This window comes from Mycolicibacterium baixiangningiae, assembly GCF_016313185.1.
Taxonomy (GTDB): domain Bacteria; phylum Actinomycetota; class Actinomycetes; order Mycobacteriales; family Mycobacteriaceae; genus Mycobacterium; species Mycobacterium baixiangningiae.
Map to the genome: position 1 here is coordinate 1,594,005 of NZ_CP066218.1, position 15,544 is coordinate 1,609,548.

The window sequence follows — 15,544 nt, forward strand, 5'->3', positions numbered from 1 at the left end:
CCTCAACGCACCCGCGAAAACTTGGTGGCCACGGCACCGGCGAGTTCCAGGTACGTGCGCACCGCGTCCGGTGACAGCATGGCGAAGTCGACGTCGGCCCCTCTGGCCAGGTGCGGTTCGAACGGGACGACGTGAATGGACCCGCTTCTCGCCTCGAAGTACTGGAACACCTCGTCGAACGCGGGCGATCCTCCACCGGCTTGAGCACCGCTGAGCACCACGTGTGACTCCCGCGCCAATATCCCGTAGCCATGCTGGGTCAGCCAGTCGAGCGTCGCCGCGGCGCTGCGCGCGGCGTCCACAGCCGGTGAGCTGACGAGCACCAATGCGTGAGCCAGGTCGAGCACGCTCGCCATCGAGGAGTGCATGATCCCTGTCCCACAGTCGGTCAAGATGATGTTGTAGTGGGCTTGGAGGATCTCGATCGTGCGTCGGTAGTCGCTCTCCCCGAATATCTCTGCGACCGCGGGATCCTGCACGCTGGCCAGCACTTCGAGTCGGCTGGGTGCCAGGCGCGTGTGCTGGCGCACGTCGGCGTAGCGCGAGACGTCGGGGTCGAGCAGCAGGTCGCGCACCGTCGAGGAGGTCGACGAATCCGAGATGCGCTCGGCCAGGGTGCCGCGGTCGGGGTTCGCGTCCACCGCGATGACGCGATCGGAGCGCACCATGGCAAATGCCGAACCGAGCCCGATGGTGGTCGTCGTCTTCCCGACACCCCCCTTGATCGAGAGCACTGCGATCCGGAAGTCGCTGGCCAGCGGCTGCCTGATCTGCTCCAGCAGGGCCTGCTGCTCACGGTCCTTCTGCGAAACACCCGGGTTGACCCGGCCCTTGGTCGCCCGATACAACATTCGCCGCCAACCGAATTGCGGCGTCAACTGCTCATCGCCCAGGGAGTCATCGGTGTCGAAGGGCCGGTTCGTCCGCAGCCGCGTCACCTCCCGGGGACCGTCGCCGACGGAGCCTGCACCGTCCCGGCGGCCTTGCGCGGGCGACGGTCTCGCCGGGGGCCGAGCTTGGCGGCGGGACCCCGGTTCGCCACCCGCCGACGGGGGCGTCGTCGGAACCCCGTGTCGGCGGGGTGGCATCCACGGCGGCGGGCCAGGCCAGCCCGGAGGGGGCGGCAGACCGTTCCAGCCGGGAGGTGGCGGGGGTGGGGGTGGTGGCACTGGACGTCCACGCCCCGGCTCGTCGGCGCCAGGCGACGTGTCGAGACCGCGGTCCGCCGGTGTGGGGGGCCCCTCACCCGGCGGATCGACCGCCGGCTGCCACGGCGGCGCGGCCATCCGGCGCCCGGTGCGTTTCCTTACGTCCGACGGCGGGGGGTCGACGTCGGCCGGCGCCGGCGGCCAGTCGGGGCTCTCGACCGGACCGGGCTCCGCAGGCGCGCCCGCCGGCACTGCCGACGGCTGGTGTTCGTCGGGCCTGCCGAGTGCCGGCGGGCGGTGAGCTGGTGGGCTGACCAATTCGGATTCTGGTTCGGCCCTGGGCGGTTCAGATGGCGGCGCCGGCTCGTCGGGTTCGGCGCTTGAGACGGGTTCTGTTGGCGCGGCGTCGTGCTGCCGTTGCCGCGCGGCGAGACGTGCCATCAAGTCAGCGGCCCGGCTGTCCACGTCGTCCGACGCCGGTTGCCGGTCCTGGGCTTCGAGTTGGTTCTGATCTGTCACGGTCGCTCCCTAGTTCGTCCGGCGGAGTTTCATGGGTTGCCTACTTGCGCATCGGCATGTCCAGCACGGTGATCGCGATCGCTGCGAGCACGGCACATCCGAGCAGGACGACGAGCCCGAGGTTGCGCGCCCGGTGGTCCGCCGAGCCGACCGGCGCCGGCGCGGCCACGGCGGCCACGGCGTCGGGGGCCGATGGCCTGGCCGGCACCTCGAACGTGAGCGCGGCCACCGGATCGACGACGCCGTAGCCGACGGTGTCATCCGAACCCGACGCCGCCGTCCGGGCCGTGCGCTTGATCCGCTCCATCACCTCGCCTGCGGACATCTCGGGGAACCGCGACCGCACCAGCGCGACGATTCCGGAGACGTAGGGGGCCGCGAAGCTCGTGCCGTTCACCGGTACCGGACCGGCCGTCGGATCCAGCCACGCGTTCATCAGGCCCGGCCCGGTCGGGCTGAGCGACGTGATCTGCTCGCCGGGCGCCGCGACGTCGACCCACGGTCCGTGCAGCGAGAAATCCGCGGGCCGACCGGCCGTCGTCACGGCGCCGACGGTCAGGACGTACTCGGAGAACCACGCCGGGCTGGCGACCGTGCGCACCGATGCCCACGCGTCGGCCACCGGTAGGTTCGGATCACCCATTCCGTTCTGTGCGCTGCACATGCCTTGTGAGGCAATGTTTCCCGCGGCGGCGACCACGACGACGTTGCGCTCGAACGCGTAGCGCACCGCCTGCCCGACCGCGGCGTCGTCGATGTCCGTCCCCACCGGGGCGCACGCGGCCTCGGACAGATTGATGACGGTCGCCCCGAGGTCGACGGCCCGCACGATCGCGTAGGCCAGCGTCCGGGTGTTGCCGTAACCCGCCGACGTCGCGTTGGGATCGTCCTGGGCCGGCCCCGTTCCCTTCACCGAGTACACGCCGCTGTTCTGCCGGATGGACAGGATGGCCGCCTCGGGTGCCACGCCGCTGAACCCGTCGGCGGGGCTGGGCGCGGCGGCGATGATCCCGGCCACCAGGGTGCCGTGCGCGTCGCAGTCGGCCAGACCGTCCGACGACGAGACGTAGTCGCCACCGGGCTCCAGCGCGAGCAATCTGGGGTTGGGGGAGACGCCGGTGTCGATCACCGCCACCTTCTGGCCCGCCCCCCGGGAGAATCGCCAGGCGGCGCTGTAGTCGAGCATCATGTCACCGGCCGGTCGCCGCTGGAACTGGGTGCCGGGAAGGGTGGTGGCCTGTGCGCACACCGTCTTCTGCTCGGTGGGGTCCATCGGGGCGACGGGACCCGTGGGTGGCGGACCAGGTGCGATGATCGGCGGTCCGATGGCCGCCGCCGGCGCCGGCCAAGCCACGATGCCGCCGACGAACAGGCACACGGCCGCCATCCGAGCCCAGTGCCTCACCCGACACCCCAACTCGCATAGCCCCCGACCGCCCACAGGGCGCTGGGCACAACCAGGCCGAACGCGAGGTACGAACACAGCGAGAGAAGCGCCCGCCACCGAGGGCGCCGACGGGCGGACCCAGACCCGGCCCCGACGGCGGCAAGCACGATCGCACACGCCAGCAGCGCCGAGGCGCCCGCCACCGACGTCGGTTCGTCGCCCCGTACCGCGGCGAAGGCGACCGCGACGACCAGAGCCACCGCAGGCAGGCCCAACGCGGCCCGCGCCAAACCGGTGCGGGCACCGGGGCGCGGCAGCCCCAGCGCCGCGGCACACACCAGGCCGAACGTCAGGGCGGGCCAAGATGGGGTAGGCCCAGCCCAAGCGACTGCTGCCCCCCCGAAACAGGCGCCGACCGCCAAACCGGCGTACAGCCCGGCGCGCAGCGAACGGGCCCGGGTCACTTGCCGTCCGACGTCCTCGCCGCCGGGCGGTGGGGCGGTTCCCGTCGATTCCTGTCCGTCCGTCGGATCGGGTCGGGCGGGGCGGGAATAGTCCAACCGCGCGGTCAACCTGGGGACGGCGAGCGTCGCGACCGTGGCCCCGACTGCCAGCCACACCGCTGCCCCGAAGCCGGTGACGCCAGCCGCATGGATCACCGATGCGATTGCGCCGCAGGCGAAGAACACCCCGGCCGCGGTGAAGCCCCCCGCGCCGGCACCGACGAGGCGGTACCCCGCCACGCAGAGCAGGATCAGTGCCAGCGCCCCGCCGGCGAGGGCCAGACTGCCGTAGGGCGAAAGGCCGGCCCAGCAGCCGGCCGCGGCGATGGGAAGACAGGCCCACCCCAGGACTGCGCCGGACTGGGGTGATCCGCCGGACCGCGGAAAGATCGCGGCGACGACGAGCAGCGTCACGGCGACGAATGCGGACAGGCCGAGCAGTGCGGCCCGCCGCGGGCTCGATGCGTCGACCAGCACGAGGTAGACCCAGGCCGCGGCGGCCAGGCACACCCCGAGGTAGGCGATGCGGCCGGCCGCCGCCGGATCCCAACCGGGATGGCCCGACTGGTTGAGGTGAGCCGCGGCGTCGACCACGTCGTCGTACAGCGTGGGGATCGCAAGTGTGCGTCGGCCCCGGAGATAGAGGACGTCGTCCTGGGACACCGCGGCGCCGCGCAGGGTGTCGTCGGGTGCCAGGAGTGCCCCGGACTCGGCTCCGACGAGCCCCCAGACCACGTCCTTGGGGAGGTCTTCGGCGCCGTCGAACAGGCGGACGACCTCGGGCACGAGCAGGGCAACGGGGACGTCGAGCGGAAGGGACAGGTCGAGCTGTCGGTGCTGCCCGACAACCGCGACCCGCACCAGCTCGGGCAGCGGTGACATTGCCTCGTGCCCGGTCGAGTCGAGATCGGTTCTCGGCGCGGCGAGTTCGGTCACAGGTCGGGCATCCGTGACAGTTGGATGACGTCGGAGTTGACCGACCGTGACATCAGCATTCCCCGCCCGGGTGGCATGGGTTGGGGTCTGAAGCCGAACAGTGCGCCCTCGTCCTTGGTCCCGCTCATCACGAGGCCGTGGCACGACAGGTCCTTCAGACGCCCGATGATGGGGTCCATGATGGCCCGCCCGGCCCCACCGATGCGGCGGGCGATGATCACGCGCAGACCCACGTCGCGCGCTTGGGGCAGGTACTCGAGCAGCGGGCCCAGCGGATGGTTCATCGACCCACCGGGAATCAGGTCGTAGTCGTCGATCAGGACGTAGACGTCGGGGCCCTGCCACCACGACCTGTCCCGGAGTTGCTGCTGGGTGACGTCGCTGGGTGGCAGTCGCTCCTTGAGCGTGGCCGCGAGCTCGGTCATGGCTTCACCGCAGGACTGCGCGGCGGTCGCGTAGGCGCTCAGGTAGTCGTTCTCCACCGCACCCAGCAGCGTCCGTCTGAAGTCGACGACGACGATCTTGCACTCCTCCGGCGTCGAGCCCTCGGTGAGGCCCGCGGCGATGTTGCGCAGCAGCCCGGTCTTGCCGCACTCGGAGTCCCCGAACACGACGAGGTGCGGCTGGGTGTCGAAGTCCAGGACCACGGGCGCCAGCTCCGATTCGCTGACGCCGATGGCCACCTTGTTTCTGCCCAGTGCGCCTGCGTCGCGGGCGGCGGCGGTGACGGCAGCGCGGTCGACGTCGTGCGGAAGCATGCGAACCCGTGGCGCCTCCCGGTCGCCGTAGACCGCGCGCACCGTCGCGCAGGCCGCGGCGACTCCGGCAGGCAGATCCTCGACGTCCGACGACGAGTCCAGGCGGGGCAGGCCGATGAGGATGTGCAGCCGTTCGGGGTTCATCCCACGTCCTGGTCGCCCGACGGGCACGAGTTCGGCGAACTTGCGGCCGACGTCGCTGTCCATCGGGTCGCCCATGCGCAGCTCGACGCGGGTGCCCATCATGTCCTTGACGGCGGGCCGGATCTCCATCCACCGCGTGGCGGTGATCGCGAGGTGGACGCCGTAGGACAGGCCCTGGATCGCGATGGCCTGGAGTGCCGGTTCGAGCAGGTCGAAGTCGCTTTTGATGGTGGCCCATCCGTCGATGACGAGCACGACGTCGCCGAAGTGGTCGCTGCTCAGCGGGTCTCGGGCTGCCTCCGCCGGCGGCATGGCGGCCAGGGTCGCCTTGCGCTGCCGGAAGTCACGCATCGACTCGATTCCCAGCTCGCGGAACCGCTCCTCGCGCGCCCGCAGGATCCCGGTCACCTCGGCGACGGTGCGACGGATGCGGTCCGAATCCATCCGGCCTGCCACGCTGCCGACATGCGGGAGGCTGCTGAGGCTGCCCAGTGTGCCGCCGCCGAAGTCCAGGCAGTAGAACTGGATCTGCTCGGGGGTGTGGGTTGCGGCCGCGGCCATGATGAGACTGCGCAGCGCCGTGGACTTGCCCGACTGCGGGCCGCCGACGATGGCTACGTTCCCCTTCGCGCCGGCAAGGTCGAGGACGAGGACGTCGCGTCGCTGGTCGTAGGGCCGGTCGACGACGCCGACGGGAAGCAGCAAGCGTCCGTTGACGTTTCGGGGGTCGCTCCAGTTGGAGTCAGGCAGCAGGGCGTTCACGGCGGGGCTGGCCTCCAGCGGGGGCAGCCATACCTCGTGCGCTGGCCTGCCGTGCCCGTGCAGCCGGCCGACCACCACGTCGAGCAGCGTCGTCCGCGTCGAGGACGCGGACGTCTCGGTCTGGGGCTCGGTGACGTCGGGGTCCGGCGACGCGACGGGAGCCGAATCCCGTTCTACCGGTGTCGCGGTGAAGAGCTTGGGTGCCCGGTTGCCCAGCGTCGATGGCCTGCCACTGGTCGAGGACAGGCGAGGCTTGGAGTAAGTACCGGAGACGTAGGACGCAGTGAAGCGCATGGGCTCGTTGGCGTCGCACTTCAAGAAGCCCGAACCAGGGACGCTGGGCAGGTGGTAGGCATCCGGAACGCCCAGCACGCTACGGGATTCGCCGGCGGAGAACGTCTTCAGGCCTATCCGGTATGACAGGTGGGAGTCCAGCCCGCGCAATTTGCCTTCCTCCAGTCGCTGCGATGCCAGCAGCAGGTGAATGTGCAGACTTCGGCCGAGCCGCCCGATCATCACGAACAGCTCGGCGAAATCCGGTTTCTGAGACAGCAACTCGGAGAACTCGTCCACGACGATGAACAACGCCGGCAGTGGCTCCAGCGGTGTGCCTGCGGCCCGCGCGCGGTTGTAGTCGCCGACGTTGGCGAAGTTGCCTGCCGAACGCAGCAGTTCCTGCCTGCGGTTCATCTCACCGGCCAGCGCGTCGCGCATGCGGTCGACCATCGTCAGCTCGTCTTCGAGGTTGGTGATGATCGCGGCGATGTGGGGAAGGCCGTCCAGGCCCAGGAACGTCGCGCCGCCCTTGAAGTCCACCAGGATGAGGTTGAGCGCCTCCGGGGAGTGGGACGTGACCATCGCCAGCACCAAGGTGCGCAGGAACTCCGACTTGCCCGAACCCGTCGCACCGATGCAGAGGCCGTGCGGCCCCATGCCGCCCTCGGCGGACTCCTTGATGTCCAGTTCGAGCGGCTGCCCCGACGGGGTGATGCCGACCGGAACACGCAGCCGTTTGCGCGGCGAGGAGGGCCGCCACACCTCCTCCGGGACGATCTCGGCGGCGTCGGGAATCTTCAGTAGCGCCATCAGGCCCGGATCGGTGGCCCGGACGTTGGCTTCGAGGTTGACGATGTGCGCAGCGCCGCCCGGCCGGAACCGGCTGAACGTGCGCGCGGTCGCCTCGGCCTCGGCCAGGCTGAGTTCGTCGGCCTTGGCGAAGTGTTCGACGCCTGCCGCCGTCCGCGCCCCGACGTCGTCGCCGTCGACCACGAGCTGCAGGCCGCGCCGTGACCCGGACCCGTCCCGGGGACCGTTGAGGTCGAGGACGGTGACACTGTCCAGACCGGCGTCGGTGATCAACCGCTCGTCCCCGGTGACGTACCCGTCGTCGATCACGACGACCAGGTGCCGCTGGCCGTCGGCGAGCTGCGAATTGCGGTTGAAGCGGCCCCGTTCGGAGAGGTCGGACTCCAGCGCGCTCTCCAACAACTCCAGTGTCGGATACAGCAGCCGCATCGTCCCGCAGCCGTCACGCAGCGTCTCGTGCTGGGCCTGGGCCAGCCACTTCACCCACTTCCAGTTCGCGTTGTCGGGATTCGACGTGACGACCGCGATCTGCACGTGGTCGGGACCGTGAAAGGTGCACAGCTCGAGCACCATCGCCCGAACCAGCTGCCGGATCTGGGTGCGGTCACCGTCGAAGCTGATCGTCGGAAACGCCCGCAGCGACACCGCGGTCGGCAGGGCGTGAACCACCGAGTGCGTGGCGACGAAGCGTCGCAGCGCCACGGTGGACACTGGCTCCAGGTCCTCGGGTGGTCCGGTCTCAGGGGCCAACAGACGGGTGGCCAGGCGATGGGTGCCCACGCCGACACGGACGTGGCAGAAGTCGTTGTCGGTGGGTCGGCGCTCCCACATCCGGCGCGTGCCCGCCAGGTCGACGAGGGTCCGTGGGTCGGGATGGCTCCATTGCAGAGTCGCCCGCTGCGCCGCGCCGGTCTGCTCGGCGTCGTCCCGCAACCCGGCCAGGTAGCTGAAGAAGTCCTTGCGCTCCTCGTTGAGCTCCGAGGCAGCCTTGCCCGATTTGGCGCCACCCATGAACATGCCGGCCATCGACATGATCATCATCATCGGGAAGAGCAGGAACATGGGATTGCGGGTGACGTCTCGGCCGCCCACGGTGATCAGCAGCGCGATCATCCCGATCACGGCGACGAGCATGATGACGGGCATCAACTTCATGAGCAGGTTTCCGGGGATGACCCGCGGCACCTCCGGGGGCGATTGCAGGCTCACCTCGCCGCCCGGCATGCGCGGCGGCGACAGCCGCAATCGACGGACGAAGCCCTGCCTGGTCATCCCACCTCCGCCGATTTTGAACCGAACCCTCTGATACAGAACGAAATAACCTCCCGCCACGTTCGTTTTGTCGAGAGATGTCGTCCACACGCGAGTCGCCGGGAGGCCGCCGAACCATGACACTGCCGCCCACGCTGTCCGCACTCGACGGCGAATCGGACGAAGACCAGCAGCTGAGCCGGGTGACCGTCGTCGTCGGAACCCATCTCATCGACGTAGGCCTGCCCACCACGGTGAGCGTCTCCGTCCTCGCCGGCGAAGTCGTCGACATGGCCAACCTCGGTGACGTCGACGGCCAGGTCGACGACGATACCGCTGCGGGCGTGGGGCGATGGACCTTCGCACGCCTCAGTGGGGCCGTCATCGACCCCCGACGGACCCTGGCCGAGGCGGAGGTGTTCGACGGCGACGTCCTGCTGATCCGGCAGGTCGGCGAACCTTCCCCATCGATTCTGGCCGACGAGCTGACGGGGTCCGGCGAGGAGCCGGCCGGCGGCGACTCGTGGCTCCGGCGGCCCGCGACGGGCTGGTATGCGATGAGCACGGTTCTCTCGGTCGCCGCGGCGCTGGTGCTGCCCACGCTCGCATCCGGACCTAGGGTGTTCGGCGTCCCCGTGGCGGCGATCGTTCTCGTCCTCGTCGGTGCCGTCGGTGCGGCGATCGCGTGTGTCAGGGCCCGGCCGGCCGAGAACTCGGAGAGCGCGGCGGGCCCCGTCGTCGCGGCGCTGCCGTTGCTGTTCGGTGGTCTGCTGTACGTCCTGCCTGCCGCCCAGGGCATCGCCGCGCTGCCGGTGGCGCTGGGCGTGACGGCGCTGACGGCGTTGCTCCTGCTGCTGCTCACCGGAACCGGCCGGGCCCTGTTCAGCGGGATCATCGCGTTGGCGGCGTTCGGTATTCCGATGTCACTGGCCCAGTTGACCGTCGATCCGGCGCCCCGGACGATCGGGGCGATCCTGGCGACGGTCGCCGTCGTGGTCGTGTACCTTGCTCCGGGAATCACGATCATGGCGTCGCGACTGCCGGTCCCTCGCGTACCGACGGCAGGCGAACCGCTCGACGACATCGAAATCCAGGGTGGGACCGCGGTCGACGGGGTGGATGCGCTACGCGCGATCAGCCGGATCGTTCCCAACGAGGAGGGGATGAGCCGACGCGTCAGTCGGGCGTCGGACTACCTGACCGGAGTCGTCTCCGCGGCCGCGATCGCGGCCGTCACCGGTGCCTACCTGGCCCATGACGTCGACGACGGCTTCCATTGGCAGAGCGCGGCCTTCGGGATCGCGGTTGCGACGGTCCTGTGTCTACGGGGGAGGAGTCACCACGACCTCGTCCAGGCCGCCACCTTGATCGGGGGTGGTTTGCTCACCGCCCTGCTGGTCGTCGCCGAGGTCGCGGTCTTCCTTCCCGAGTGGCGGGTCCAGGCCGCCCTGGCACTGATCGCCATGACCATGCTCGTCGTGGCGTGCGGCCTGGTGGCGCCAAGGGTCGAGTTCTCCCCGGTGATGCGACGCTTGGCCGAGCTCGGCGAGTACCTCGCCGTCGGCCTGGTCGTGCCGCTGGCCTGCTGGATCGTCGGGGTCTATGCGTTCTTCCGGGGGCTGCGCCTGTGACGCGTGGCCCCTAGGGCCCGCTGCTGGACCCGATGGCTTGCCCCGCGGGGTCGGCGGCCATGCCGTCGTGGGCGATCATCGCCGCTTGCTGCGACAGCCGAGGTCCAGGTGGGAGCAGCGACAGGATCGGCCAGGGGGCCGGCTGGGCGTGTTCGGGGCCGTCGCGTGACTCGCGCACCCCGGCCAGACCGAGGATCGCCGCGGTCGCCGCATCCTTGACGGGAAAGCGCAGGCCCAGGTCGCTGACGTAGAACAGGTCGCCGAGCGCCGGTCCGGACCCCTGGTTCGCGGCTTGCACGTACTCACCGGTGCCCGGCTTGAGGTACACCGCGTCGACACCGGGTCCGGCGCCGTCGGCGCTGGCCACCTGCACCGGCTGGGCCTCGTGGGGCAACGGCAACCGGTTGCCGAGCAGCACCCTCGTCGACGCCGAGGCACTCCCGACGCGGCGCTCCCAGGACATGCACACCACGGGTGCGGAGTCGGCACTCACCAGATCCGGGGCGGCCGCCGGGTAGTCGTCGACGCCCAGCAGGTGGACGACCGGGAGTTGACCGAGCCGGGCCGGTGAGATCACCGATGGCTCGCGCGCCGCGGCGGACTCCGGGTTGCCGTAGCGAATGATGTCGGCGGTCGCTACCGAGACCGGTTGGAGTCCCTCGGCCAAGACGACGTAGAGCTGGTCACCCCGCGAGTCCGTGGTGCGCGCCAGTGAGCCCACCGGGAATTCCGGCGGTAGGTAGGACGTGGCGGCACCGATCCCGTCGATGCGAATCGACCGGATGGGCGCGACGAGGGGGAACGCGTTCAGCAGCCCGAGCGAGACCTCCCTGGGTGGCACGCCGTCCAGACGAAGGGCGGCGGTGAGGACCGGGTCGCTTGCGTCGATTGCGGCGCGGACCCCGTCGTACAGCAGATAGGTGGCGTTCCCCGACCGCGCCAGCAGCGCCTGCCCGCTGATCGCCGGCAGAATGTCGGGGCCGAGCACGGGGTTGTTGGCCAGGACCGTCGTCGACACGGACGTCGTGCCGACAGACGCCGTGACGGGGGGTGTCACCGTGGAATCGCAGACCGCCCATGCCGAGGTGCTCATGTCCTCCCCGGAGTGAATGGCGCTGGGGGCCCCGATGATGCCCAGCGCAGGACCGCGGGCCACGGTGTCGAGGAACTTGCGGTCCACCCGGCCCGGTGCCTCGTTCTTCCCGGCGGCCAGCCGGGCTGAGGCGAGATTGAGCGCGGGGTGCAACCGGTCGCCGATCCGGACGTACAGAGCGCCGTCGGTGTCGCTCAGCATGATCGTCGACTTGCCGAAGTTGGGGGCGGGCTTGAAGAACGCGAGGACTCCCGCGGCGCCTGCGATGAGAACGGCGACGGCCACTCCGGTGAGCAGGGCTCGCATCTGGCCCCGCATCGGGTCGTGGATCATCCGCGAGTCAGCACGGATCAGCGCATGTTGTAGCCGTCGCAGCAGGAAGCGGTAGCCGTTCACCTGAGCGCGTGTGGTGACCTGTGCCGGCATGCGTTGCCTACCTCCGCCCGTGGTCTCCCGAAGGAATGCTGCGTCGGGAGCGTCTTACTAGTAGAGAAACCGAATCCGCGACGAAACCATTCACAGCGCGGCTTACGTGGCGCCACACTTCCTGGACGGAGACCACCCGTTGAGCACGACGACCGCGCGTCGACGCCGTAGGGCCCCAGTGTCGGCGGGACCGGGCGCGGTGGCGTTCACCTCGACCGACCGGCTCCCGGTCGAGCGAATGATGCCGCTGGCGGATCTGCTGCTGGTCCAGGCAGTCGTATGCATCGGCCTCGCTCTCGCCCTGCTGCTCGACCAACCCGAATGGTGGGGTGCCGCCTGCGGATTGGTCATCGGAGTGGTCTTCGTGGTGCCAGTGGCCGGACGGTCGTTCCCGCGGTGGGCGCTCGCACGGTTCGACTTCTGGCGGGACCGTCGACGGCGCCGACGGCACGCAACGCCTCGCTGGGACCCGTTCGACCACGAGCAGACCGAAGGCACGCACATCGGGTTCGCTTGGGACGGAAGATTATTGACGTCGATGATCCGCGTCGAGGAGACCCCGCAGTCGCTCACCGTGCTGGAACCGGGGGTCACGGTCTCGGGCGAGACGGTGCCCGTGGGCGTCCTCGCTGACTGTTTGCGGCAGTTCGACATCGCGCTGGAGTCGATCGACGTGATCAGCCAGGGTTCCCGGTCGGCCGGGCACGGGCACGTCGCAGCGGTGTACGACGCCGTCCTGGGGCCACTGCCTGCCATCGCCCACCGCTCGGTCTGGGTAGCCGTTCGGCTGGATCCGGCTCGTTGCCCCGAGGCCATCCGGGCTCGAGGCGGTGGTTGGGACGCGGCGCTGCGCACCGCGGCCGTCGCGACGCGGAGGGTCACCAACAGGCTGCGCGATGCCGGACTGCGGGCCAGCACCACAACCGCCTCCGATATGACCCAGGCGGTCACCGAGTTCTCCGGCGGTGTGAATCTCGAGGCGCTGGAGGAGACCTGGACGGCCTGCCACAGCGGTCGACTTCAGTTGCGCAGCTACGGGATCGCGCCCGCGACGTGTACCTCCGAGGGACTCGGCTCGCTGTGGAACCTGCCCAGCCGCGCGACCACGGTGACGCTGTCCCTGCGGCGCGACGAGCAGCGCGACGTGGTCGAGCTCCGCGGCATCGTCCGCCTGGATTCACTCGGTCGCGGCCGACCGGGGCACGCTGGTTTGCGCCAACTAGGGGGGCGTCAGTTCGACGCGCTCGTCTGCGCCCTGCCCTTGCCGACGCCGAGACGGCCGGTCGGCCAATGGATGACGGTCCGGGGCGACGAGGGTGCACAGGCGCTGGCCGGTCTCGGGCTGCCTGCCTCCGGTTGTGGTCAGGTCGTCGGTGCCGACGAATACGGACGCGCGGTCGCCTTGTCGCTGTTCGGGCCGTCCGTGGCCAGGGTGGAGCTGCACGGCACGCTGCACCTGGCCCAGCAGGTGGTGTTGCGGTCCCTGGCGCTGGGCGCTCGCGTTCGCGTGCATACCCGGCGTACCTGGGCGTGGCGCGAGATGGTCGAGGCGGTGGGTGACGTGAACCAACTCCACGCAACCGGTACCGACCGCGGCGCCATCGAGGCCGGTTCGCGTCGGGAGTACTCGGTGGAGATGTACGACGGGGAACCCGAGCGGTCGGTACGGGTAGGGATGACCGCCATGGTGGTGAGCCCCACCCACAGCCCACCGTCGACGGCAGCCGACGTTCGCTTGCAACTGCTCGACCAGGACCGTGACGAGGTGTTGGTGACCACTCGGACGGGTTCGGCGACGGTGACGATGGTGGCGACCGACGAGGAGATGCGCTACATCGGGTCGTCGTTCGACGTGGTTGACGAAGTCGACCGGGTGGACGTGGTCGACCGGGTGGACGCGCATGGATGGACCGACGACCATGACCAGCCCGCGTGGGACTGGCCGGGCAGGCAGGAGCAGCGATGAGTCAGGGATCCGACGACGTGTACGGCCAGAACGGTTACGAAGCCGATCCGTCGGAACGCTGGGATTCGACGGGTTCAACCGGACGCACGAAACCATCTCTGCCGCAAGTGCTCTGGGCTGCGACCGGCGTCTTCGGGATGGCGGCGTGGGCGGTGGGTCTGGCCGCGGTCGTCCCGCCGGGGTTCGCGATCCCGCTCGCCGTGCTGGCGGGTGCGGTCGCCGTCACCGGTCTGTTGCCCGGGCAGACAGTGCGCGGGTGGCTCGCCGTCGCCGTGGCGGTGACCGCGTTCGGCGATGCCGTGACCACCACGGTCACGGCCGGCGGGGCGGGCCGGGTTTCGATCGTGGTCGACGTCCTGGTGGCGCTACAGGTGGTGGTGGCGGTGTCGGCCCTGCTGCTCGAACCCCGGGGATCGGCAGGGACGCAGTCCGCACCCCAGAACGACTACGACGTGTATGCCCAATACGTCCGGGATTACTGGGAATACGCCCAACAGTACGGGGCCAACTTTCCCGATCAGCACTCCGCCGCGGGCGCGGCGGATGCCGCGGGTGACGCCCGGGGCGCCGGCACGGCCCACAGCGATCAGGACGCATGGGCTGACATGAAGGCCAAGTATGCCCAGCACGTGTCGCCGTTGGCGCCGGCACTGTCGGAGCCCACGGTGCGGCGCGCCGATGGTGGGGTCACTGCTGACACGGGCATGCCCGGGGCCGACCGGACGGATCGGGCGTACGAAGGGCGGGGCCAGGCTGCGCCGGGCCCCGCCCCAACGTCACCGGGTGCGTACTGACCCGTTCAGACCGGCCTCAACCTGAATGAGATCAGACCGCACGCCCCACTCGGCGCAGAATGAAATCCCCACTGCGCCCTCCGTGTTTGAAGGCCGACGGCATGGCCGAGGCCAATGCCGTATAGGCCGACCTGGTCTTGCGATTGAGCCGATCGAGCTGGATCTCGCCGCCCTCGGCCAGGTGGTCGTCGTACGGAACGACGAAGACGTTCTTCACCCGGCCGTGGAAGTACCGGGTCAGCTGGGAGACGTTGACCGAGGTGTCCCCGGCCCACGGCGAGTTGACGACGACGCTGGTGTTGGCCGCCAGGTAACCGAAACCGTGGTGTTCGAGCCAGTCCAGGGTGGCCAGGGCGCTGCGGGCGGAGTCGATCGCCGGGGATGCGACCACCACCAGGGCACTTGCGGCATTCAGCACGCCTTGGATCGCCGAGTGAGTCAGGCCGGTTCCGCAGTCGGTCAGGACGACGTTGTAGAAGCGGTCCAGAACCTGGTGGACGTTGAGGTAGTCCGTCTCGGAGAACGCCTCGGACACCGCCGGGTCGCGGGCCGAACCCAGGAATTCCAGGCGGCTCGGGCTCTGCGAGGTGTGCCGCCGGACGTCGGAGTAACGCGCGATTCTTCTGTCTGCCAACAGGTCACGGACCGTGGACCGAACCTGGTCGGGTCCGCGCTGGGCGAGCGTCCCGAGGTCGGGATTGGCATCAACGGCGATCACCCGATCGCCCCGCATGGTCGCGATCGTCGAACCGAGTCCGACGGTTGTCGTCGTCTTTCCCACCCCACCCTTCATGGAAAGCACGGCGATGCTGCAGATCCCGTGGTGCAGACGGCCGGGTCGGACCGGCCCCGTGCCGGCGTCTGCGTCCACCCCCGGCGTAACGGTTCCCCCCGTGGCGCGGTGCAGCGCCTTGCGCCAACCATGCCGTCCGGGGGCCCGCTCCGAGCGCGTCAAACCCAGTTCGGCGGCCGAGGGGGAGTCTCGCGGTGGTGGTGTGGCCGAGCTCAGGTTTCCCGCGGTGAAGCTGGTGTTGAACCGGGACGAGATCTCCTCGGCGCCTTCCGCTTCGGGACGCCTCCGTGCCCGGTCATGGTGGCGCCCGGGTCCGTCGATGCCGTCGTGGTCGGTCACGCAGTCTC

At 70.0% G+C, this 15,544-nt stretch carries 9 protein-coding genes; 3 read left to right on the forward strand and 6 right to left on the reverse strand.

Annotated elements, in window-relative coordinates:
* Window positions 1-2: 2 nt before the first annotated feature.
* The 4 genes from I7X18_RS29530 to eccCa are packed head-to-tail and all read right to left on the reverse strand — an operon-like array spanning window position 3 to window position 8,515.
* Window positions 3-1,667, reverse strand: coding sequence for a MinD/ParA family ATP-binding protein (locus I7X18_RS29530; protein WP_232375431.1), 1,665 nt, complete (start codon window positions 1,665-1,667; stop codon window positions 3-5).
* Window positions 1,668-1,707: 40 nt separating this feature from the next.
* Window positions 1,708-3,072, reverse strand: coding sequence for a type VII secretion-associated serine protease mycosin (gene mycP / locus I7X18_RS07580; protein WP_404822843.1), 1,365 nt, complete (start codon window positions 3,070-3,072; stop codon window positions 1,708-1,710).
* Complete coding sequence (gene eccD / locus I7X18_RS07585) at window positions 3,069-4,493, reverse strand: type VII secretion integral membrane protein EccD (protein ID WP_193047700.1); 1,425 nt, start codon at window positions 4,491-4,493, stop codon at window positions 3,069-3,071. The genes mycP and eccD (I7X18_RS07585) overlap by 4 nt, the downstream gene beginning before the upstream one ends.
* On the reverse strand, window positions 4,490-8,515 hold the full coding sequence (gene eccCa / locus I7X18_RS07590; RefSeq protein ID WP_193047699.1) for a type VII secretion protein EccCa: 4,026 nt from the start codon (window positions 8,513-8,515) through the stop codon (window positions 4,490-4,492). Before eccCa ends, eccD (I7X18_RS07585) begins: the two co-directional genes overlap by 4 nt.
* A 116-nt stretch (window positions 8,516-8,631) precedes the next feature.
* Between eccCa and eccD (I7X18_RS07595) the strand changes: the two genes are divergently transcribed.
* Complete coding sequence (gene eccD / locus I7X18_RS07595; protein ID WP_193047698.1) at window positions 8,632-10,125, forward strand: type VII secretion integral membrane protein EccD; 1,494 nt, start codon at window positions 8,632-8,634, stop codon at window positions 10,123-10,125.
* Window positions 10,126-10,135: 10 nt separating this feature from the next.
* Here the strand turns inward: eccD (I7X18_RS07595) and eccB are convergent, their stop codons facing one another.
* Entirely contained in the window at window positions 10,136-11,644 is a 1,509-nt protein-coding gene (gene eccB / locus I7X18_RS07600) for a type VII secretion protein EccB (RefSeq protein WP_193047697.1), read from the reverse strand.
* 178 nt (window positions 11,645-11,822) lie between these two features.
* Between eccB and eccE the strand changes: the two genes are divergently transcribed.
* Together eccE and I7X18_RS07610 are read left to right on the forward strand one after the other, a co-directional pair.
* On the forward strand, window positions 11,823-13,610 hold the full coding sequence (gene eccE / locus I7X18_RS07605) for a type VII secretion protein EccE (protein WP_232375432.1): 1,788 nt from the start codon (window positions 11,823-11,825) through the stop codon (window positions 13,608-13,610).
* A complete protein-coding gene (locus I7X18_RS07610; RefSeq protein ID WP_193047696.1) occupies window positions 13,607-14,404 on the forward strand; it encodes a DUF5336 domain-containing protein in 798 nt (265 codons plus the stop codon). The genes eccE and I7X18_RS07610 overlap by 4 nt, the downstream gene beginning before the upstream one ends.
* Window positions 14,405-14,435: 31 nt before the next feature.
* Here the strand turns inward: I7X18_RS07610 and I7X18_RS07615 are convergent, their stop codons facing one another.
* On the reverse strand, window positions 14,436-15,536 hold the full coding sequence (locus tag I7X18_RS07615; RefSeq protein ID WP_193047695.1) for a MinD/ParA family ATP-binding protein: 1,101 nt from the start codon (window positions 15,534-15,536) through the stop codon (window positions 14,436-14,438).
* Window positions 15,537-15,544: the final 8 nt, after the last annotated feature.